Consider the following 21195-nt stretch of genomic DNA (forward strand, 5'->3'; position numbering starts at 1 on the left):
CGGGTTGCCCCGGCAACCGGGTGCTGCATGAGCAGAACACCGTAATGACGATTGGCCGGCGAAGAAGTTACTCCCCTTTGCTGATGTCAAAATAATACGAAATGTTTCCGTGCTCAATATGTCATCAGGTAAAGATTCGTCAAACTTATGTTTACTCCCGTTGACCGTGACCCAGCCCGGCGACAAACGCCTGCAATAACCCCTGGCTGAACGGCGTGTCCCCGGCCGGGTGCGCCTCCAGCGCGGCCTGCCGCTCCGGGTGCAGCGCCGCCTGCCAGCGCAGGTAGCTTTTCATCACCGCGCCGGTGAATTCCGGGTGGAACTGGGTGCCGAAAGTGGTGGCGTTAAACCGCAGGATCTGGTGCGGATCGTGGCCGGAGCGGGCCAGCACCTGCGCGCCCGGCGGCGGTTCTAGCACCGTCTGCGAGTGGATCAGGTTGGCAGTAAAGCGCGCGGGCAGCGCGGCGCAGAGCGGATCACGCTCCGCGCCCGGCAGCCGCTCCAGCATTTTGGTGCCGCACTCCATACCCTGCGGGTGGTAGTCCACCACGCCGCCGAGCATGTCGGCCAGCAGCTGGTGGCCGTAACAGACGCCGAACACCGGCAGGGCGATCTCCACGGCCTGCCGCAGCCAGTCCGCTGCCCATTCACTCCACGCCAGCCGATCCGTTACCATTGCGCCGGAGCCGGTGATGATGACGCCGCTGTAGCCGGAGGGCAGGCCGGGGCGCTCTCCCTGCGGCAGGTGCACCACCGCCAGCGCCTGCGGTGAGATTGCCCCCTGGTGGATAAACATCTGCCGGTAGTTCTCATGCTGCTGCTGGATCACTGCCGGGGCATCACCGGTTTGCAGGATCAGAAGCGGTTTACGCTGCGTCATATGACCCCCTGTTCAGACGATGGGCGCACTGTCGGCCGGGAAGACCACCCCGGTCTGGCGGCGGATCTCCGTCAGCAGCCGGGCCGTGATGCGGGAGGTTTCCAGCCCCGGATGCTCCACCTGGCCCGCCTCGACCAGCCGGGCGAAGGCTTCCGCCTCATACAGCATGGTGTTGATGTGCTGCGGCTGGGTGAGGTCGAGCTTCTGCCCGCCGCGCGGCGTAAAGGCCACCGCCTGGCATTCGGCGAGCTTCTCAATCTCCAGCGTGCCGCTTTCGCCCTGGATTTCACTCGGCAGGGCGGAGTCACTCACTTTGGAGTGGGCAATCACCACGTCAAACCCGTCATAGTGCAGGATCACCGTGCCGTGCCCGTCCACGCCGCTGGCGAGCAGGGCGGCGCTGGCGGTGACGCGCTGCGGTTCGCCCCAGAGCGCGACGCTGCTCGCCAGGCAGTAGTAGCCGATGTCCATGATCGAGCCGTTGGAAAACGCCGGGTTAAAGGTGTTCGGGTTCTCCCCGGCCAGGTAGCGCGGGTAGCGCGAGGAGAACTGGCAATAGGTGAAGTAGGCGCGGTGCAGGGTGCCGACGCGCGGCAAACAGCTTTGCAGGTGCAGGAAGTTAGGCAGCCAGGCGGTTTTGAACGCCTCGAACAGCACCACCTGATGCTCGCGGGCGCAGGCGATCATCTGCTCTGCCTCGTGCAGATTGGAGGCGAGCGGCTTTTCACAGATCACATGCTTGCCGTGGCGCATAAACAGCAGCGCCTGCGCACAGTGCAGGGCGTTCGGGCTGGCGAGGTAGACGGCATCCACCTGATCGCTTTCGGCCAGCGCCGTCAGGTCGTCAAAATAGTGGGCGGCCGGGTAATCCTCGCCAAACGCTTTGGCCTGATCCAGGGTGCGGGAGTAGATGGCGGCCAGGCGCATCTTGCCGCTCTCATGGGCTGCATCGATAAAACGCTGGGTGATCCAGTTGGTGCCAACAACAGCAAAGCGAATCATGGGTAACTCCATGTGCAGGCGGCCGGGGCCGCCATCGGTTCAGGAATAGAGGGTGCCGAACAGATCCAGGTGTGTCAGGTAGAGCCGGGTATCAAACTCCAGTTGATGGTAAGCCGGGTCCATGTGGCAGCAGAGGCTGTAAAACGCCTTGTTGTGATCTTTCTCTTTCAGGTGCGCCAGCTCATGCACCACGATCATCCGCAGGAACGCCTCCGGCGCACTTTTGAACACGGTGGCCACGCGGATCTCCGCCTTGGCTTTGAGCTTGTTGCCCTGCACCCGTGACACCGCGGTGTGCAGCCCCAGCGCATGTTTCATCACCTGGATTTTGCCGTCATAGGCGACTTTGCTGATGGGCGGGGCGTTGCGCAGAAACTGGTTTTTCAGGTCAGTGGTAAACTGATAGAGCGATTTGTCCGTGGTGAGGTCGTGCGGCTGCGGGTAGCGTTGCAACAGCACGCTGCCCAGACGCCGATCGTCGATCAGCTGGCGTACCTGATGCAGCAGGTGATCAGGGTAGCCCTGAAGGTAAGTCAGTGGTTGCATCGGTTTGGCTCGGTCTCCGGAAAAGGGATGCGGCCGCGTGCGGCGGGCAGAAACGCGCGGCAACGGCAATAAAGCCAGTTTTAACCGAAAAAACATTTTACTGACAGGCAAATTTAAGGGATAAACAGCCCAAATTTTTTATTCAGGAGGGGCGATGAGCCTATTTGAACTGGGAACGTTGCGCCTTGAGCTTGAGCGCTACCCGCAGCAGGAAGAGATCACCACGCTGCAAGCCTGGGATGCGGCAGATGAATACCTGCTGGAGACCCTGGACATCACCGCGGCGGAAGGCAAGCCGCTGCTGATTTTCAACGACACCTTCGGCGCGCTGGGGTGTGCCCTGTCGGCGCACCAGCCCTACAGCATCAGCGACTCCTACATGGCGCAGCTGGCCGTGCGCCACAACCTGGCGCTGAACGGCTGGGACCCGGACTCGGTGACCGTGCAGGACAGCCTGGCCCCGTTGCCGGACGCGCCGGGGCTGGTGGTGATGCGCGTGCCGAAAACGCTGGCGCTGCTGGAGCAGCAGCTTAAGGCGTTACGCCGTGTGGTGACGCCGGAGACCGTGATCATTGCCGGGGCGAAAGCGCGAGATATCCACACCTCCACCCTGCAACTGTTTGAGAAGATCCTCGGGCCGACCAAAACCAGCCTGGCGAAGAAAAAAGCGCGGCTGATCTTCGGCAGCGTGGCGGATCTGACGGTTGACGATAAGCCGGTGATCAGTGAATGGACGCTGGACGGCACCGACTACCGCATCGCCAACCACGCCAACGTCTTTTCGCGCGGCGGGCTGGATATCGGCGCACGCCTCTTTATGCAGCACCTGCCGGAGAACATGGAGGGGCGGATCGCTGACCTCGGCTGCGGCAACGGCGTGATCGGGCTGACGGCGCTGGCCCAGAACCCGGACGCGGAACTGCTGTTTACCGATGAGTCCTACATGGCGGTGGCATCCAGCGAGCTGAACGTGACGCGTAACCGCCCACAGGATCTGGCGCGCTGCACGTTCCAGGTAGATAACCTGCTGGCGCACGTGGAGCGTGACAGTCTGCAGGCGGTGCTGTGTAACCCGCCGTTCCACCAGCAGAGCACCGTCACCGACGTGACCGCCTGGCAGATGTTCTGCGATGCCAAGCGCTGCCTGCAAAACGGCGGTGAGTTGCGCATCGTCGGCAACCGCCACCTCGATTACTACCACAAACTGAAGCGCCTGTTCGGCAACTGTGAAACCCTGGCCTCCAGCCAGAAGTTTGTGATTCTGCGCGCGGTGAAAACCCGTTCGTCACGCTGATCCTCAGATCGCCAACGCCAGCCGGGTACCCTGATCAATTGCCCGGCGGGCGTCCAGTTCCAGCGCCACCTCAGCACCCCCTATCAGATGCACCTTTTTTCCCAGCGCTGCCAGCGGGGCCTGCAACGCCCGTTGCGGCTCCTGCCCGGCGCACACCACCACATGATCCACTGCCAGGCAGTGCTGCTGCTCCGCCCGCTGAATATGCAGCCCGCGGTCATCAATCCGCAGATATTCCACGCTGTTGAGTAACGTTACCCCACGCTGCATCAGCCCGGCGCGGTGGATCCAGCCGGTGGTTTTCGCCAGCCCGCTGCCCACTTTGCTGGTTTTGCGCTGTAACAGGAAGATTTGCCGGGCCGAACGCGCCGGTACGCCGCCCTGCGGCAGCACGCCGCCCGGCTGCGTCAGGGTGCGGTCCACGCCCCATTCGAGGCAGAACTGCTCGCTGCTCAGGCTGGCCGCCGGGCCGTGCTGGCTCAGGTACTCCGCCACGTCAAAGCCGATCCCGCCTGCGCCGATGATCGCCACCCGTGCCCCTACCGGCACCTTGTCACGCAGTACCTCAAGGTAGCTCAGCACTTTCGGGTGATCGATGCCGGGAATCGACGGCGTACGCGGCTCCACGCCGGTCGCCAGGATTACCTCATCAAACGCGGCCAGATCCTCCGCGCCTACCCATTGCCCCAGCTGCTGCGCCACGCCCCACAGCGCCAGCTGGGTGCGGTAATAGCGCAGCGTCTGGTTAAACTCCTCTTTTCCCGGGATCAACCGCGCAAGGTTGAACTGCCCGCCAATCTCCGGCCGGGCATCAAACAGCGTCACCCGGTGGCCGCGCATCGCCGCCGTCAGGGCAAACGCCAGCCCGGCCGGGCCGGCACCCACCACCGCCAGCCGTTTGGGTACAATGGCCGGGGTGACGCTAAGCTCGGTCTCGCGGCAGGCCAGCGGGTTGACCAGGCACGAGGCGACTTTGCCTTCGAACACCTGATCCAGGCAGGCCTGATTACAGGCGATGCAGGTGTTGATCTCCTCCGGGTGGCCCTGTATCGCTTTGGTGACGAACGCCGGGTCGGCCAGAAACGGGCGCGCCATTGAGACCATATCGGCCATGCCGGAGGCCAGCAAATCCTCCGCTACCGCCGGGTCATTGATGCGGTTGGTGGCGATCAGCGGCACTGACACCTTGCCCATCAGCTGCTGCGTGACCCAGCCGAACGCCGCGCGCGGCACCCGCGTGGCGATGGTCGGGATACGCGCCTCATGCCAGCCGATGCCGGTATTGATCAGCGTGGCCCCGGCCTGCTCAACACCTTGGGCCAGTGCGATGCACTCTTCCCGCGTCTGCCCCTCTTCGACCAGATCAAGCAGCGAGAGGCGGTAGATGATAATGAAGTGCGGCCCGGTGATCTCCCGCACCGCCCGGACAACCTCCAGCGCAAAGCGGCGGCGCTTCTCCGCGCTGCCGCCCCACGCGTCCTCCCGGCGGTTGGTGCGGGCGGCGAGGAACTGGTTAATCAGGTAGCCCTCTGAGCCCATGATCTCCACGCCGTCGTAACCGGCCTGCTGCGCCAGCTGCGCGCACCGGGCGAAATCCGCGAGAGTGGCGAGGATCTTCTCCTCTGTCATCGCTTCCGGCGTGAAGCGGTTAATCGGGGCCTGCAGGGCAGAGGGGGCCACCGGGTGAGGCTGGTAGCTGTAGCGCCCGGCATGAAGGATTTGCAGGGCAATTTTGCCGCCGGCCTGATGCACGGCCCCGGTTATCTGCCGGTGCCACGGCAGCTGCGAAGGGGAGACCAGCGCCGTCGCCCCCTGATACACCACCCCCTCGGCATTGGGGGCGATGCCGCCGGTCACGATCAGCCCGACATCGGCCCGGGCGCGGGCCGCATAAAAGGCGGCCAGGCGCGCGCTTCCGTCCGGCAACTCTTCCAGGCCGGTATGCATAGAGCCCATCAGGACGCGGTTTTTAAGCGTGGTAAAGCCCAGGTCGAGCGGGGCAAGCAGATGGGGATAGGTGGGCATAGGCATCTCCGGCAATAGGGGACAAATTGCGTCCTGTGCAAACTCGTCATCCTGCTAAGTGGTCGGATGAGTGTAGGGGGCAAAACCGGGGAGATGAAGTGGTTAAAAAGAGTCTCTGCGGGGAATGTGAGGTTGTTCAAAAATCTGTTGCCGGGCGACAGCAAGAGAGGCGGGGGAAGCGGGGCAACGGACACAGGGAGCGGCCCACTCCCTGTAAACATCAAATGGGTATTTCACGCGGTGGGGTGTTGCGCTGCGGTCAGCCTGCGTTGTTCCCGCCGCATGACTTTTCCCCGTAGGTCAGCTGGCTGCCGATTAACAGTAATTCGGTATCATTCTCGACGCCCAGCTTTTTCATCGCCTGCCGTTTCTGGGCGCTCACGGTTTTAATGCTGCGGTCGAGCAGCCGGGCGGTTTCGGTGACGTTATAGCCGGAGAAAAGGTATTTAATGACTTTATCTTCACATTCACTTAATGCCAGGCGCGACGCATTCAGCGTTAATGGGCGGGGCCGTTTATCAATAAACTGGTGTTCACGTATGCGGCGTGAAATGTAATCCTGACCCTCTGCAATCTTTATCATTCCCTCGATCAGTTCCGCAAAGGAGTCTCGCTCAGAAAGCAGGCCATTCAGGTATTTCCGGGATTTCAGCAGCAGGGAGGAGGTGGTGATGCCTGCGAGCAGGGCGAGTTTTTTATCAGGTGATTTTTCGTAAAAACGGCTGATAAAGGGGAGGTGGATGCTGAACATATCTTCGGGGGCGTTGATGCTGGCAATTAGCAGGTCAAACGGCTCCTCAACGTGGTAAATATCCTTGAGTAAAACAGTGTTGGTGACCTTTAGCTTCTTGTTGCTCATTTCATTAATGATAAGGGTAAGACCGTATTTAATTATTGGATTATCCCCGGCGATGATTATCTTATAAGGCATATTATAGCTCCTGGTGAGAAAAGTAATCACAGGCAGACAACGTAACAGTCAGTGTGATTATTTTTGTGCAAGGCCATTTGCGATTCAAATAATGCGTTCTGGGTACGGGGTGGGCAATTAAATAATAGTGAATAATTAATTCATACTTAGTGAAAAGCCATAAGTAACTTGTTATTACTAAAGGTTTTTTAGAATGACTTTCTGATAATTCCTGAGAGCGCCCATTTTATAAGAGCAATCTTATTCACAATATCTCCCTTTATTTTCACGTGAAATCTGGTCATAAATCCGGATTAAATAAGCAGAAAAAAGAGCCGATCATTTTTTGATCGGCCCGGCATGATTTTTATATATAACCTGCATCATCTGCGGCAATGGATTCAGTTCATCGTTGAGCTGCACTAGGCTGGTCTGGCTTCACCCAACGTACACTGAAAAAAACAGGACTTATTATGAACCTTCTTGACCATCCATCTTGCCGTGCATTTACCGAAGCCGGCCACCTGTCACAAATTTCTGCATTTTACGAAGAGGGCCGCAATGTGATGTGGATGATGCTACGGGCCTACCCGCGCCCCTGTTTCAACCAGGCACTGATTGACGACATTATGAAACTGGCCGATTGCGCCAAAGCCTCACAACTGCCGATCGATTTCTGGGTCACCGGCTCGCTGGTGCCCAATATCTATAACGTCGGCGGCGATCTTAACTATTTTGTTGAAGCGATAAAAAGCCGTAAACGGGAGTCGCTGCGGGCCTACGCCCGCGCCTGTATTGACTGCGTCCATGCCGCCTCACAGGGGTTTGGCGTCGGGGCTATTACATTAGCGATGATTGAGGGTACGGCGCTGGGCGGCGGCTTTGAAGCTGCGCTGGCGCACCACTACGTGCTGGCGCAGAACAATGCACGTATGGGCTTCCCGGAGATTGCCTTTAACCTGTTCCCCGGCATGGGCGCCTACTCACTGGTGACCCGTAAAGCGGGTATGCGGCTGGCGGAGGAGCTGATCAGCAGCGGTGAGTCACATACTGCGGAATGGTATGAAAACCGCGGGCTGATTGATCACCTGTTCCACCCCGGCAGTGCGTTTGAGGCCACCCGGACCTTTATGGATACCCTGCGGCCGAAAATGAACGGGATGCGGGCGATGATCCGCGCCCGGCAGCGGGTGCTGCAACTGACCCGCTCTGAGCTGATGGACATCACCGAAGACTGGGTAGACGCCGCCTTTACCCTGGAAGAGAAAGACATCGCCTATATGGAACGGCTGGTGATGTTGCAAAACCGCCATACGGCTACCCTGCGCAAAGCAGGTTAACCGGGGCAGGCAGCCTGGCTGCCTGATTCACCATGTTATGCCGGCACTGCGGTGACCGGTTACTTTGATGGGTGAAGCACATCATTGTTCGACAGCCAATGCTCCAGCTCCTCAGGGGGCATTGGCTTCGCATAGAAGTAGCCCTGCTTGTCATCCACGCCGACCTCATCCACAAAGCGCTCTTCGTGCTCCGTCTCTACCCCTTCCGCCACCACTTTCAGGTTCAGGGTTCTGGCCACGGCAATAATGGCCCTGACCAGCGCCTGTGACACCTCATTATTGCTGATGCCGCGCACAAAACTCTGGTCGAGTTTGATGTAGTCAATCGGGATGCGCGCCAGCTGCGACAAGGAGGAGTAACCGGTGCCGAAATCGTCCAGATAGACTTCCGCGCCCAGCTCATGCAACTGATTAATCAGCGACACGGCGGTGCGCTCATCTTCAATCAGGCAGCTTTCGGTCAGCTCCACATCCAGCAAACAGCGGCTCATGCCGGAAGCGGCCATCGCCTCTTTAAAGGTGGGGATCAGAATGTCCCCGCTCAGTTGCCGTGCGGAGAGATTAACGGCGATACGCAGGTTCAGCCCTTTCTGTTGCCAGGCCACGGCCTGATGGGCGGCCGTTTCCATCACCCATTTCCCCAGTGGGCCGATAAGCCCGGACTCTTCCGCATAGGGGATGAAATGGGCAGGCGCTATCAGCCCGCGTTCCGGGGAGTACCAGCGCACCAGCGCCTCGACGCTTTCGACCCGCCCCGTGGCAGAGGAGACCTTCGGCTGGTAATAGAGCAACAGTTGCTGCTCATCCAGCGCTTTGCGCAGGTTGGTGTCCAGCCACATGTACTCGGCCACTTTATAGTTCATCTCCGGTGAAAACACCCGGTGTGTACGTCTCCCTTGCTCCTTGGCAACATACATCGCCGTGTCCGCATTGCGGATCAGGCTTTCGGCGTTGGTACCGTGCTCAGGGCAGAGGGCAAGGCCGCAGGAGCAGCCGGTGTAGACCTCAATCAACCCAATGCGGAAGGGGGTTTTCAGGCGGCTGTGGATCTGCTGCGCGCAGGCTTCCAGTGCCGCCAGGCTGGTATTTTCGCTGAGGATGATAAATTCATCCCCGCCCAGCCGGGCCAGGGTGTCCCGCGGGCCGAGGCAGGTCTGAATCGAACGAGCGACCTCCTGTAGCAGGCGGTCGCCAAACATATGCCCGTAGGCATCGTTCACTTTCTTAAAATTATCTAAATCCAGGTAGATGACACCGACCTGCTGGTCGCCGCAGTCAGCCAGTGCCGCCGTCATCTTTTCCATGATGGCGTGGCGGTTGGCGAGGCCGGTGATGGTGTCGGTGCTGGCCAGCACGCGCAGCCGCTCCTGCGCCATACGTTCATCGGTGATGTCCGTGCCGGAGCAGATCAGGAACGTCTGCTGTTTACCGCTGCCGCTGTGTACAAACTTATTGCGGAACAGGAACAGTCGCTGGCCTTTGACGGTGTTGATCCAGCGTTCCACCTCGTAGGATTGGGCGGTCTGGAAAAAGCCGGTAATATTCTGGCGGGAGGCGGTGCCTTCCTCCAGCGACATAAACAGGTCATACGCGCTTTTGCCGATGACATCCTTCTCTTTGACGCCGGTGTACTCTTCGCTCAGGCGGTTAAAGCGCTGAACTTTCCCTTCCTGATCGACGATCACAATTACCGAGTTGGCTTCAGAGACCACCTGTTCCGCAAAGGAGAGCCCGACCTCCAGATCGTGGGCCACGGAAGGGGTGTCATAATAGTCGGACGCGGTACCGCCCCACTCTTCAGGGCCGATGCGGCGGCCAACCAGATGCAGGCGCAAAGGCGTTCCATACAGTGAGAGATCAAGGGAGAAACTGGCCGTCACGCCGGTCAGTTCACGGATAGTCATGGCCTGATAGCCCGTCAGGGCAACGGCCACGTTGGTCATGTTTTTTTCTGCAGAGAGTTCCAGCGCATTGCTGTCCGCATGGAGCCGCCAATAAGGGCGGGGGGTACCAAAATGTTGATACAGGATCGAACCGTCTTGATTTTCGATCATGAGGACTTCTCCGCAGCAGGGGCTTTACAGGCCGGGGCCTGACGCCCGCCCACCGGGCAGATGGGGCCCGGCGCAAGGTAAACCGCTATAGGGTGCCATAAAGAACCGGCGGGTGGCGAAAAAATACGTCAGAAAACACGATATTCATTGTGGTTAAGCGTAGTAATTATGCCTGCAGCCGTCATTCTTCATCAGGAAGGAGAGAGGGCCGGGCGGCCCCCTTCCTTCAGGTTACTCAGTCAGCAGGAAGCTCTGTTTTTTCACATCCTGTGAGTCGAGGCCGATAAAGACATTAAACCGCCCCGGTTCCGAGACCCAGTTCAGCTGGTTGTTGAAGAAGCGCAGCGCCGTCTCATCGATCGGGAAGGTTACCACCTGCTGCTCACCGGGCTGAAGGTTAATCTTCTTAAAGTTCTTAAGCTCTTTAACCGGGCGGGCCAGCGAGGCCGTGACATCCTGCAGGTAGAGCTGCACCACCGTGGCCCCGGCCCGGTCGCCGGTGTTTTTCACCGTGACGCTGGCCGTGATCTGGCCTTTATGGTTCAGCGAGCCGCTGGAGAGCGTAATGTCTGACACGCTGAAGCGGGTGTAGCTCAGGCCGTAGCCGAACGGGTAGAGCGGGCCGTTGGTGATGTCAAAATAGCGGGAGGTGTATTTATCCGGCTTATTCGGGTTAAACGGCCGCCCGGTATTCAGCACATTGTAGTAGAGCGGCACCTGGCCCACGGCGCGTGGGAAGGTCATCGGCAGTTTGCCGGAGGGGTTGTAGTCCCCGAACAGCACATCCGCCACGGCGTTGCCGCCCTCGGTGCCGCTGAACCAGGTCTCCAGGATGGCGTCCGCATTGTCATTTTCCCACGGCAGGGCCAGCGGGCGGCCGTTCATCAGCACCAGCACCAGCGGTTTGCCGGTGGCCTTGAGCGCTTTCAGCAGGTCACGCTGGCTCTCCGGGATGGTGATGTCACTGCGGCTGGAGGCCTCATGCGCCATGCCCTGGGATTCCCCCACCACCGCCACCACGACATCAGCACGTTTCGCCACGCTCACCGCTTCATCGATCATCTCCTGCGCCGGGCGCGGATCGTTGACCACTGCCTTATCGTAGGAATTCAGGTAATCCACGATCGCCTGATCGTCAGTGACGTTGGCACCGCGCGCATAGAGCAGGTTGGCCTTGTTCCCGGCCACATTCTGCATACCCTGCCACACCGTGACCGTCTGGGCTGAAACCCCCGCCGCTGACCAGCTGCCCATGATGTCGCGCTGGCTTTTGGCCAGCGGGCCGACCACGGCAATGGTGCCGCTTTTCGCCAGCGGCAGCGTCTGGGCACGGTTTTTCAGCAGCACCATCGCGGTACGGGCCACTTCACGCGCCTCTTTGCGGTGCAGGCGGCTCTCGGCATTGGTGTCTGCCGGGTCACTGGAGGCCGGGCCGAGGTGGCGGTAGGCATCGGCAAACAGCCCCATGTCCCATTTCACATCCAGCACGTCACGCACCGCGCGGTCAATATCCCGCTGGCTGATCAGGCCGTCCTTCAGCAACCCTTTCAGATAGAGGCCATACATATTATCGGCCATGTCCATATCGACCCCGGCTTTGAGCGCCATTGCCGCCGCCTGCCGGTTATTTTCCGCCACGCCATGTTTGACCAGCCCGCCGATGGCCCCGTGATCGCTGACCGTCACGCCTTTGAAGCCCCACTGTTTGCGCAGGATGTCGTTCAGCAGCCAGCTATTGGAGGTGGCCGGCATAGCGTTCACCGCATTCAGTGAGACCATCACCCCACCGGCCCCGGCATCAATGGCGGCTTTATAGGGCGGCAGGTAATCCTGGAACATTTTAGGCAGTGACATATCCACCGTGTTGTAGTCCCGGCCGCCTTCCGCTGCGCCGTAGGTGGCGTAATGTTTCACGTTGGCCATGATGTGGCCGGGCGCGGAGGGGTCATCCCCCTGATAGGCTTTCACCAGCACATCGGCCAGCCGTGACGTCAGGTAGGTGTCTTCACCGAACCCTTCTGAGACACGCCCCCAGCGGGCGTCACGCGTGATGTCCACCATCGGTGAGAAGGTCATGTTCAGGCCGTCTGCGGCAGTTTCAATGGCGGAAATGCGCCCGCTCAGCGCCACCGCGTCCATGTCCCAGCTGGCGGCCAGGCCCAGGCTTATCGGGAAAATGGTGCGCTGGCCGTGTACCACGTCATAGGCGTAGAACAAAGGGATCTTCAGGCGGCTGTGTTGCACCTGATCCTGCATGCGGCGGATGTCCGGCTTGGTCACGGTGTTGAACATCCCGCCCACTTTCCCGGCACGGATGTCTGCCATGATCGCCTCTTTCGGGTACTCCGGCCCCACGGTCACCAGATTGAGCTGGCCAATTTTTTCATCCAGCGTCATCTGCTTCAGCAGATGGTTAATAAAGGCGGTTTTTTCCTTTACCTGATATTGGGGCGCGGGCGGAACCGGCTCCGCATAAACGGGTGACACTGCCAGGCAAACCAGAATGCCAAGTAAACAACGCTTATTCATTACTCATCCTTTGAATACGTAAAGCCGGTGGGGGTGCCCTGCACAAAACGGCCCGGAGCTGCCTGCCCGGTGGCGTGGTGTGAATCTAATATGTCGTTCAAGCCGTTAGCAACTGATATCACGATGTATCAGAAGTTTACACCCAACTTTGCGAGGCATTACGAAAAAAGGGCGCTGCGCATAAAGCCGCAGTCGCCCTGAAAGCAAAGGGAGTAAAGAGAGGCGCTTACCAGGGCACCTGCCCATCCTGGAAGAAGAACCCGCCCGTGGGGCCGTCCGCTCCCTGTACGGCATAATGCACGATGGCTGCCGCTGCCTCAGCCGGTGCTAACGGGCCGCTGTGCTGGTTAAGATCGGTCGCGGTAAAGCCGGGGTTAACCGCATTCACCCGGAAGCCTTCCGCTTTCAGCTCTTTTGCCAGCAGTACGGTAAACGCATTCAGGGCGGTTTTGGAGGAGTTGTAACTGAAGATATTGACCCCGTGGTAGGCAAAGTCGGGGTAACTGTGCAGGGCAAGTGACCCCAGCTCACTGGAGATATTGAGGATATTTTTCTGTTCACCTTTACGCAGCAGCGGCAGGAAGGCCTGCGTGACCCTCACCGGGCCGAGCACATTCACTTCATAGGTCGCCCGGATGTCATCCAGCTTCACCTGGCTGGGCGGCGCGGCATCCGGCGCGATGCCGGCATTATTGATCAGCAGATCCAACCGGCCGGCACGGGCTTCTACCTGGGCGGCGGCGGCGTCAACTGAGGCACCGTCCGTGACATCCAGCGCCACGAACTCAACCTGACCGGCGCTTTCCAGCTCCGCCTGCGCCTCTCTGCCGCGCGCGGCATCCCTGCAGCCCAGAAACACATGGTAGCCCTGCTGTGCCAGTTGTCTGGCAATCTCTTTGCCGATGCCTTTGTTAGCGCCGGTCACCAGCGCGAAACGTGAAGTGTTCATTTTTTACTCCTTCTGGGGTGAGTCGTTATACTATGAAACCTCCTTCACCTTTAGAATTCGCATTCCATGAAATCTGATAACCTCCAGCTACAGCCCCGTAAAATGCCGGTTCAGTCGCGATCGGCCGCCACCGTTGACGCGATTCTGGAAGCCACCCTTCAGGTTTTGATGGCCGAAGGGCTGGAGCGCTGCACCACCACCCGGGTCGCTGAGCGCGCCGGCGTCTCCGTCGGGACGCTCTATCAATACTTCCCTCATAAACAGTCGCTGCTGAACAGCTTGCTGACGCGCCATCTCCATGACGTCAGCCAGGCGGTGATCGCCTGCTGCAGGGAACAGCACGGCACCGCGCTGCAGCCGATGGTCAGGGCGCTGATCGGCACGTATATCGGGGCGAAACTGGCGCGGCCTGAGGCCTCACGCGCGCTGTATATGATTGCCATGGCCCACGGCGGCGAGGAGATCCTTCAGCAAGTGCAAGGCAAGATGTGCCGGGCAGTCAGCGCATTGCTGGCAAGCGCCGCAGACGCCTCCTTTGCCCAGCCGGATACCGTGGCAGTGATACTGGTCAGCGCCCTGGCCGGCGCGCTGTGCCACGCCGTCGGCAGCGACCCGTCAGCCACCACGCTGGAGGCGATGCATCAGCATTTGAATACATTAGGGTATGGGTATGTGAGGGCGTATGCGGTGGGGGGCAATTATGATGCCGCCATTTCATCGCCACTTTGATTTTGCAAAATAAAAAAGCCACCGTGAAAGGTGGCTTAATCATATGATTTTAAAAGTAAAATTTGGTGGCCCCTGTTGGGTTTGAACCAACGACCAAGCGATTATGAGTCATATGAATAGCTTGTTTCATCATTTTCCACCTTTAACCATGTCTGCCTGTTAAATGCTATAAAACAGTAAGTTATGCATTTTTCCTTCGTTTCATGTTGTTCCGGATATTTGCTTTCAGTATCATCCTTACGTCACCTGCTACATCACCCAGAAAACGGCAGTAAAACATTTTTCGTAAGGACTCTCTTTTGGCAGACAATTTAACGGACTCAATGGTGCGCGGCCTAAAAGCTCGCGATTCGGCTTATCAGGTATGGGACAAGAGTGGTGAGCGCGGAGCAGGGCGTCTGGGCGTAAAAGTTGAGCCCTCCGGGCAGCGAGTTTTCTACTATCGCTACTACTGGGATGCTAAGCGCTACTTTATTCAGTTGGGTCGTTATCCTGAAATGTCGTTAGCTCAGGCTCGTCAGCTTGCGAAAGGTTATGCCGGTACGCTGAAGGAAGGGAAGAACCCTAAGGTCGAAAAGGCTGAACAGGAAATCGCGCTGGAAAAGCAAAAGCGTGCCGAACAGTTAAAGGGCAGCATCGAGCAGCTTATTCAGGGCTACACCAACAAAATGCGGGAAGATGGGAAACGGACATGGCAGCAGGTGCTGTACCGTCTGGAAAAAGAAACCTATTCCTTTATCGCCAAAGATACGAAGGCTAACGAAGTCACACCGCTACATATCAAACAGATTCTGTCCGCTATCATTCAGCGCGGTGCGAGCGTTGAAGCAAACCGTGTCCGCTCTTATCTGATGGCGGCGTTCAATTATGGTCTTAAAGCGGATAACGATCCGGCCAACCACCAGCAGAACGTGATGTTTGGGCTTGAGATGAACCCGGTGAGCGTCATCCCTAAACAGTCTGCAGCAGAGAAAGCTGGAACCAACTGGTTAAAGTTGAATGAGCTGCAACAGCTGATGGGTGAGTTCCCCAAAACGCCAAGCGTCGGCAGCACGGTGAGCTTGCTGCTTAATTTATGTGTTTATGCTGGTGGTCAGCGCCCGCATGAACTGGCTTCCAGTCGATGGGACGCCGTGAACTGGGAAGAGAAAACTCTATTAATTGTTGCTGACGTGTCGAAGAACAAGCGCGACCATTTGGTACCGCTAACGGACTCAGCTGTGGAAATTCTGGAAAAGTTGAAGAAGGAAAATATTAACGATAGTCCGTTCATCTTCCCGCAGCGACTGGATGCGGGTAAGCATCTGCGAACCGACAGTTTTGCACAGGCTATCATCTACTATCGCGAGCATTTCCCTGACAATCCGGTGTTTGTTGCAAGGGATTTACGACGAACCTGTAAAACGCTGATGGGCGAAATCGGTGTCTCGAAAGAGCTGCGCGACCGCATTCAAAACCATGCTTTGCAGGATGTCAGCTCGAAGCACTATGACCGTTATGATTATCTTAGCGAGAAGCGTAAGGCGCTGGAGCTATGGGAACGGCGAGTCAACAGGGTTGAGCAAGCCACAAGCAATGTGGTTAATTTATTTAGATGATTGTTTTAGAGAGATCTGGAGGTCCATATGAGTTTTCATAGTGAAGGGTTATAAGAAGTTGCTTGGTATCTCTCCCGCTTCGGCAAGGAGAAACCGCCTGCCTTACTGGGCGTTAGTAGCTGGAAAGATGCCTGTGCTCTTTTTTATCCATCTTTCGGGGAGGGTAAAAACTCAAAGGAGTTTTACAATAGCCTAAAAAATTGTAGAGATCGCTTCGATTCTTGGCTAAGCGATATAAGGGTTGGTTGGCGAAATGAAGATAGATCACCTCGCGAACTACCCGCCGCTTACAAAGCAGCAATGGAGAGAATGGAAAAGCTCACTACAGAGCAGGTTGAGGAAAAATACTGTCCTACATAGCAGCGGAGGATATTTATGAAGAAGGGAGGGACATTCAGGCAATAAAATCTGATTTAAGCCTTGATGACACCACTCGCAAGCAATTGTGTCCTGCCACCAGATGGTGGTTATCTGTTCACGCTTGGTTCTGACGCTGATATTGCTGGCACAAAGAAACAGTAGCCAAAGCATTTCTGCAGTGAGCTATTTCGCTTCTGGAGAGACGCTGGCCAGCTGTTCTTTAAGGCGATGCATAAAGTTGCCTTCAAGCTCTAGCTGGCTGTTGACCACATCGCGCTCAATTTCGACCAGATGCTGACTGTCCCACAGGTTTTTATTGCTGAAAAGTGAACCGCCATTAATCAGGCAACGTTGCCGCCATTCACTGGCTGCTTCTAAAATTTGGTCTACTTGTTCTTCACCGGTATAGCGGCTCATCCTTGTTATCCTTTTTTAAATACTGAGAAAATTACGAAGCTAACTGATTCGATATGATCCATCGTCCATTCGTTTGCCATCAGTTTCAGCATCTCTTTCAAACATCATACGGATGCTTGTTTCTAAAATATCTCCACTCGCCTCAGACTTGTCTTTTCTTAAAGCTGCCTGTAGCTGTGAGATGTCACCGGCACTGTCACCCATTGGCCAGAGGGCCGCTCGCGCTAAGCTTCGTTTGCGTGACATAAGCCCTTGGAGTAAACAGTCGAAAGAGTGTTCCTGATAGCCAGCATGTATGGCCATTGGCATATGGATTTGGACTGGGTGCTGCTGGCCGATACGATGTACACGGTCATTACATTGCTCTTCAACAGCAGGGTTCCACCACCGAGACAGGTGAATGACATGTGTTGCGGCAGTCAACGTTAAACCCGTTCCGGCTGCTTTAGGGCCGAGCACCAGCAAGTCAAAGCCACCATCTTGCTCAAGATGGCGCTGGAATCGGCGCACAATAGCCTGACGCTTCTGAATGGGCGTGTCGCCGTTAATATGATCAATATGCTTAAGCCCGAATTCCTGGCGAGCCAGTTCCATAAATCGGAACTGCATCTTGCGGTGTTCGATGAAAACCAGAACCCGCTCACCTTTTGCTTTAATGCGATGCAGAATCTCAAAGCATGCATTTAGACGAGCAGATGCATCGATAAAACTCTGATTGTCGCCGCTCATTTCCATGGCCGGATGTACTGAAACGCCGCGGATATGCTGCAGCATTTTAAGTGCAGCGCCGGGACCGCCCTGAGAAAGTTTTAACCGGGCTGTTTCGTAGGCAATCGCTTGTCCTTCCGGCATCAGGCGCGGATGAAGAAAGCGTGTTTTTGCAGGCAGCTCTTTCGCAACATTTTCTTTTAAACGGCGAAACGCTAAAGGTGGCAGTTGATTGCGAGGTTCAAAGACTTGCTGATAGAGCTGAAGCATATTCTGTTCATCAGGTTCGCTATACAGGCTGTTGAAATTACGCAACGTATCCAGAGAACCAGGGGCCAATTGATCCATGACCGCCCATAGATCGGCCGTGGTATTTTCAATCGGTGTGCCTGTCAGGCCAATTCGATAGTCAGCATTGACGGCGCGGGCGGCGCGGGCTCGTAGCGAGTCAGGATTTTTGACCGCCTGTATTTCATCAAATACCACGGCCGAGAAATGGATCTTCGCAAAAGAGTGCTGGTAATTAGTCAGCGTTGTATAGGTCGTTAATATCCAGAAACGATGGCCTTTTCCCTCCCTGATTGACTCATGCAACTGCTGAAAATTCAGTAAGGTACTGCCATCTTTTGTCTCGACACCTTTAGCATCGAAATTTTTATACTGGCTTAGCGATGAACCATAGAGCGGAAGCAACTGACCAAGCTTTTTGTTATCAGTATGTTGCTCGACCTCCGCTTTCCAGTTTTCCAGCAATGAGGTTGGGGCAACAATAAGTATTGGCCCGCGCTCTTTATTGCTGGCAGTGCTGACGTTATTGTTCTCTTTCAACCAGCGTAGAAATGCGATGGTTTGAAGTGACTTACCTAAGCCTTGCTCATCTGCATTCAAAATGCCTGGCATGCCTGACTTCCATGATGAAAGCTGCAAGCTAAAGCTCTCCAGCTGATGCGGCCGCAATGCTGTTTTAACGCCCGCGGGAAGTTGCTCATCAATAAATACAGGACGTTCTCTAAGGTCAGGCTGCCAGAACAGCTCCTCAAAGTTGTCTTTGGTATCCAGGATCACCGTAGCGGGGGGGAGGCCATTAAATGCAGACGTATCTTCAATGTCTGTTGTTTCCGCTGAACCTTCTATCTCTTTTAGATCAGCTAAACGCTTTTCAAGCGCGCGCAATGTCTCTTCTATGGCTTTAACAGGATGAGACGCGACTTCAACTTCATCCTGAGATGCATCAATGGCATTACGCAACTGATCGCAGACGCTTGCCAGCGCCTGGCTATCCATCGCAGCGATAATGTTGGTCAGGGCATCAGGGATTACCTCAGGCAACCAGTCCGTTTCTCTAGTCATGGGCGCAGAAACAACACCTTTTCGGTAATGCAAAATCCCTTTAACACGTTCAGAATATTCAACGGTTTCGACAAATGCGGGACCTGCTGCAGCTTCAATTGCTTCTTCTTCACCCACATCGTCGAGCCCGTCCAGCTTGCCCGATTGCCTTAAGTATTTTTCAACAGCACTGGTAATCGCAGGACGTGGGTTTTCAATGAAAGCGCGTCGTTCCTCAGGTGAAGACTTTTGCTTCTTCACCATGACATCAAGAATGGGACGAGCGCTGCGGTCAATGACCAGATAATTGCCTTCGCCAACACGGTAAGCGGAAAGCGCTCCTTGAGTTCTGACACGTTGTTGGAACCGACGTAACGTTTGTTCACTTAGCTCACCTGCAGCTTCTCTAACCGCTTCTCCGCTGCTTTCCAGTTCTTCCACGTTCTTACCGGAAAAAGGGACGATTTCGAAATCATCAGCATCATTTGAGCTGATGGAAACAGAAAAACGATCGGCAATGCGGACTTCTAAACCTTGCATAAAGTCGGTCAGCGAGACACGAACAGCGTTGATTTCATTGCCCATTTGCACACCAGGATCAAGGGCCTGGCGGAAGCGCGCCAGCGATTCCCAGTCCGAAGCTTCCCCGCCTCCGGGCGTAAAGTTTTCGGCAACTTCAACAGCTTCCATCATCCACAATGGCAGCCGGCGTAATCCCTGGGATGTGGCTAAAATTGAGCCGGTTCGGCGTGGTATCTGGCGAACACCATTACGTAGCCATTCATGCTGTAAACGAAAAGTATCGCTCCCGAGTGAGCCTTCGATGTCCGTTTTCAATGTCAGATCGACGAGAGGAGGCAGACCCAAAGCTTGTGCTGTTTCGGCATCCAGACGGCCTGCCAACTGATGACTCATTACGATAGTGTCATCACTTATAGTTAAAGGCTCTCCAAATTCTTCTGCCAGCGCTTTCAGATCTGCGATGGCGAAAGCTAAGGCGCGATCCTTCTGTGTCAGACCAGATAAAGTCGTGGGCTGTTGTCTTTTAAACAGGCGATTAACGAAGCTCTGTTTTTCTTCAGCAATATTAAGGGTAATCGCCTTTGCATTATGATTGAAGGTAAAAGTCATGACAGATACTCAATTTGTTCGCGCACTCTATCTTGCCAACCGCTGAAGTGTGGAATCGCAACAGGATTAGGCAGCATGCGGATATGTTCGCAATCGTAGGTCAATTTAAACAGTTCAGGCGCTTTTTTATTATCACTGCTAAAAATATGCACTTTGTAGTTGTGTGAGCCTTCAACCACAATGCAATGTCCAATTTTCAGAATAAGCAATGAGGTATTTTTTCGGCTGCCAGCAACTTGCCGTCCGAAGGTAAAAGTCGCGCTTTCCCGCATAGTTTTTTTTATCGATCTGGCCCGCATATCGGCTTCTGCACTGAAAGCCACCCATGCTGAATCAATTCTGCCCTGATGGTATAAGTTAAGCCAGAACTTGCGCCGAGGTTCCCACATATGGCTGTCTTCAACGTCTGAAACTACATCTAAAAAGAACAGAATATTCTCACGTGTCAGCCAGTTTATAATTAAATTTCGGCAAGCTTCATCTACGCTTCCCCATACGCCGCCTCGACTCAAGCGCGGATCTTCGTACCAGTCCACCAGCGTTTCGGTCAGATAGCGAGAAAGTTCTTCGTCAGGTTGTGTATGCAACCAGTGTGATAACAGTGCGTTGATGGCTTCCGCTGCACCATTCATCAAAGCGCCACTTCTGCCCTCGGGTTTGAGCCAGGCAAGCAGCTTCTCAATAGCAGGTCTTTCATTCAATCCAGGCGCCAGTAATGCTATATAGGCCAGATGAGCGTGCGACATTAAACCGGGATCGTGCGGGCGTGTAATGCCAAACTGTTTAAGCTCTTTCCAGGGCGAATTCATTGCCACCATTTTCTCTGCTAAAACCTGATGTGCCTGGTTAGCATCAAAGAATTCGGGTAGTTGCCCGACAATATCCTTCCACTTATCGCTCATATGTTCGCTGGCGATATCAAGGCAGTTTTTAATTTTGATTGTATGTGCTGAACCCGGTTCATAACTACGGATATAGGCCGATATCATTGCAGAAATAAAGGGCGCCGACTCTGTAACAATGGTTTCCCGCAGATAAAACTCTTGCAGCACCGCAAACTCGCCCTGATCTCTGAATTGTTTATCAAAAACAATCGGTGCGCCTGAACAGATAAAGGACATCTTTACATCATCCCATTCCCAGCGCTCTACATGATCAAGCAGCTTGCGTAACATCTTTTCGCGATCGCGATCGGCAATCTCCTTGACGACATCGGGCCAGCGCTCATGAATGGCTTGGATCTTTACCGTTAAACTTTTTGATACAGCTATTGCTGGCTTTGAGAGGGCTACCGGCTTCTGAAAAACATCGCTCAATTTCATAGCGCGCTCCTCTTCAGGGGCTCGATGAGACTCTTGCGGATGTTTTCAATTTCCGCTGCATTAGCTGGTGTA

General features: G+C 55.8%; 15 protein-coding genes and 1 tRNA gene. 4 read left to right on the forward strand and 12 right to left on the reverse strand.

The genetic code is table 11. The features are described from left to right. Positions 1-151 precede the first annotated feature (151 nt). From CYR32_RS19185 to CYR32_RS19195, 3 genes are read right to left on the reverse strand one after another with little or no spacing between them, the layout of a single operon-like run. On the reverse strand, positions 152-880 hold the full coding sequence (locus CYR32_RS19185) for a glutamine amidotransferase (RefSeq protein ID WP_101826728.1): 729 nt from the start codon (positions 878-880) through the stop codon (positions 152-154). A 12-nt stretch (positions 881-892) separates the two neighbouring features. After that, complete coding sequence (locus CYR32_RS19190; protein WP_101826729.1) at positions 893-1882, reverse strand: Gfo/Idh/MocA family protein; 990 nt, start codon at positions 1880-1882, stop codon at positions 893-895. Between the two features lie 39 nt (positions 1883-1921). After that, on the reverse strand, positions 1922-2428 hold the full coding sequence (locus CYR32_RS19195) for a M48 metallopeptidase family protein (protein WP_101826730.1): 507 nt from the start codon (positions 2426-2428) through the stop codon (positions 1922-1924). Between the two features lie 154 nt (positions 2429-2582). Between CYR32_RS19195 and rlmG the strand changes: the two genes are divergently transcribed. Then, entirely contained in the window at positions 2583-3722 is a 1140-nt protein-coding gene (gene rlmG, locus CYR32_RS19200; protein WP_101826731.1) for a 23S rRNA (guanine(1835)-N(2))-methyltransferase RlmG, read from the forward strand. A 3-nt stretch (positions 3723-3725) separates the two neighbouring features. On the opposite strand, the gene CYR32_RS19205 is transcribed toward rlmG, so the two are convergent. Further along, on the reverse strand, positions 3726-5747 hold the full coding sequence (locus tag CYR32_RS19205) for an NADPH-dependent 2,4-dienoyl-CoA reductase (RefSeq protein ID WP_101826732.1): 2022 nt from the start codon (positions 5745-5747) through the stop codon (positions 3726-3728). A 259-nt stretch (positions 5748-6006) separates the two neighbouring features. Further along, positions 6007-6708, reverse strand: a complete 702-nt coding sequence (locus CYR32_RS19210; protein ID WP_146000727.1) for a LuxR C-terminal-related transcriptional regulator — start codon at positions 6706-6708, stop codon at positions 6007-6009. Positions 6709-7130: 422 nt separating this feature from the next. Between CYR32_RS19210 and CYR32_RS19215 the strand changes: the two genes are divergently transcribed. After that, a complete protein-coding gene (locus CYR32_RS19215) occupies positions 7131-7997 on the forward strand; it encodes a crotonase/enoyl-CoA hydratase family protein (protein WP_101826734.1) in 867 nt (288 codons plus the stop codon). Positions 7998-8056: 59 nt separating this feature from the next. Here the strand turns inward: CYR32_RS19215 and pdeR are convergent, their stop codons facing one another. From pdeR to CYR32_RS19230, 3 genes are all read right to left on the reverse strand, one after another. After that, positions 8057-10051, reverse strand: coding sequence for a cyclic di-GMP phosphodiesterase (gene pdeR, locus CYR32_RS19220; protein ID WP_101826735.1), 1995 nt, complete (start codon positions 10049-10051; stop codon positions 8057-8059). Positions 10052-10282: 231 nt separating this feature from the next. Continuing rightward, positions 10283-12580: a beta-glucosidase BglX gene (gene bglX, locus CYR32_RS19225; protein WP_101826736.1), complete on the reverse strand. Its 2298-nt coding sequence runs from the start codon at positions 12578-12580 to the stop codon at positions 10283-10285. Between the two features lie 226 nt (positions 12581-12806). Further along, positions 12807-13529: an SDR family oxidoreductase gene (locus tag CYR32_RS19230; protein ID WP_101826737.1), complete on the reverse strand. Its 723-nt coding sequence runs from the start codon at positions 13527-13529 to the stop codon at positions 12807-12809. Between the two features lie 66 nt (positions 13530-13595). Between CYR32_RS19230 and CYR32_RS19235 the strand changes: the two genes are divergently transcribed. Next, positions 13596-14258, forward strand: a complete 663-nt coding sequence (locus CYR32_RS19235) for a TetR/AcrR family transcriptional regulator (RefSeq protein ID WP_101826738.1) — start codon at positions 13596-13598, stop codon at positions 14256-14258. Positions 14259-14321: 63 nt separating this feature from the next. On the opposite strand, the gene CYR32_RS21735 is transcribed toward CYR32_RS19235, so the two are convergent. After that, positions 14322-14406 (reverse strand) — tRNA-Met (locus tag CYR32_RS21735). A gap of 151 nt (positions 14407-14557) precedes the next feature. Here CYR32_RS21735 and CYR32_RS19240 point away from each other — a divergent pair. Then, the gene (locus tag CYR32_RS19240; protein ID WP_101826739.1) at positions 14558-15856 is read left to right on the forward strand and encodes a tyrosine-type recombinase/integrase; all 1299 of its coding nucleotides are present in this window, start codon (positions 14558-14560) and stop codon (positions 15854-15856) included. A 543-nt stretch (positions 15857-16399) separates the two neighbouring features. Here the strand turns inward: CYR32_RS19240 and CYR32_RS19245 are convergent. The 3 genes from CYR32_RS19245 to CYR32_RS19255 are packed head-to-tail and all read right to left on the reverse strand — an operon-like array spanning position 16400 to position 21123. Next, positions 16400-16633 carry a hypothetical protein gene (locus tag CYR32_RS19245; RefSeq protein WP_241523866.1) on the reverse strand — a complete coding sequence of 78 codons (234 nt, stop codon included), beginning with the start codon at positions 16631-16633 and terminating at the stop codon, positions 16400-16402. Positions 16634-16672: 39 nt separating this feature from the next. Next, positions 16673-19801, reverse strand: coding sequence for a DEAD/DEAH box helicase (locus CYR32_RS19250; protein ID WP_101826740.1), 3129 nt, complete (start codon positions 19799-19801; stop codon positions 16673-16675). Then, positions 19798-21123: an EH signature domain-containing protein gene (locus tag CYR32_RS19255; RefSeq protein ID WP_101826741.1), complete on the reverse strand. Its 1326-nt coding sequence runs from the start codon at positions 21121-21123 to the stop codon at positions 19798-19800. The genes CYR32_RS19250 and CYR32_RS19255 overlap by 4 nt, the downstream gene beginning before the upstream one ends. Positions 21124-21195 lie beyond the last annotated feature (72 nt).

This window comes from Chimaeribacter coloradensis (genome assembly GCF_002858715.1).
GTDB classification, from domain to species: Bacteria; Pseudomonadota; Gammaproteobacteria; order Enterobacterales; family Enterobacteriaceae; genus Chimaeribacter; species Chimaeribacter coloradensis.

Bases quoted from the DNA above. Each gene is read 5' to 3' on its own strand.
- CYR32_RS19185 (WP_101826728.1), bottom strand. From the start codon at position 880: ATGACGCAGCGTAAACCGCTTCTGATCCTGCAAACCGGTGATGCCCCG.
- CYR32_RS19190 (WP_101826729.1), bottom strand. From the start codon at position 1,882: ATGATTCGCTTTGCTGTTGTTGGCACCAACTGGATCACCCAGCGTTTT.
- CYR32_RS19195 (WP_101826730.1), bottom strand. From the start codon at position 2,428: ATGCAACCACTGACTTACCTTCAGGGCTACCCTGATCACCTGCTGCAT.
- rlmG (WP_101826731.1), top strand. From the start codon at position 2,583: ATGAGCCTATTTGAACTGGGAACGTTGCGCCTTGAGCTTGAGCGCTAC.
- CYR32_RS19205 (WP_101826732.1), bottom strand. From the start codon at position 5,747: ATGCCCACCTATCCCCATCTGCTTGCCCCGCTCGACCTGGGCTTTACC.
- CYR32_RS19215 (WP_101826734.1), top strand. From the start codon at position 7,131: ATGAACCTTCTTGACCATCCATCTTGCCGTGCATTTACCGAAGCCGGC.
- pdeR (WP_101826735.1), bottom strand. From the start codon at position 10,051: ATGATCGAAAATCAAGACGGTTCGATCCTGTATCAACATTTTGGTACC.
- bglX (WP_101826736.1), bottom strand. From the start codon at position 12,580: ATGAATAAGCGTTGTTTACTTGGCATTCTGGTTTGCCTGGCAGTGTCA.
- CYR32_RS19230 (WP_101826737.1), bottom strand. From the start codon at position 13,529: ATGAACACTTCACGTTTCGCGCTGGTGACCGGCGCTAACAAAGGCATC.
- CYR32_RS19235 (WP_101826738.1), top strand. From the start codon at position 13,596: ATGAAATCTGATAACCTCCAGCTACAGCCCCGTAAAATGCCGGTTCAG.
- CYR32_RS19245 (WP_241523866.1), bottom strand. From the start codon at position 16,633: ATGAGCCGCTATACCGGTGAAGAACAAGTAGACCAAATTTTAGAAGCA.
- CYR32_RS19250 (WP_101826740.1), bottom strand. From the start codon at position 19,801: ATGACTTTTACCTTCAATCATAATGCAAAGGCGATTACCCTTAATATT.
- CYR32_RS19255 (WP_101826741.1), bottom strand. From the start codon at position 21,123: ATGAAATTGAGCGATGTTTTTCAGAAGCCGGTAGCCCTCTCAAAGCCA.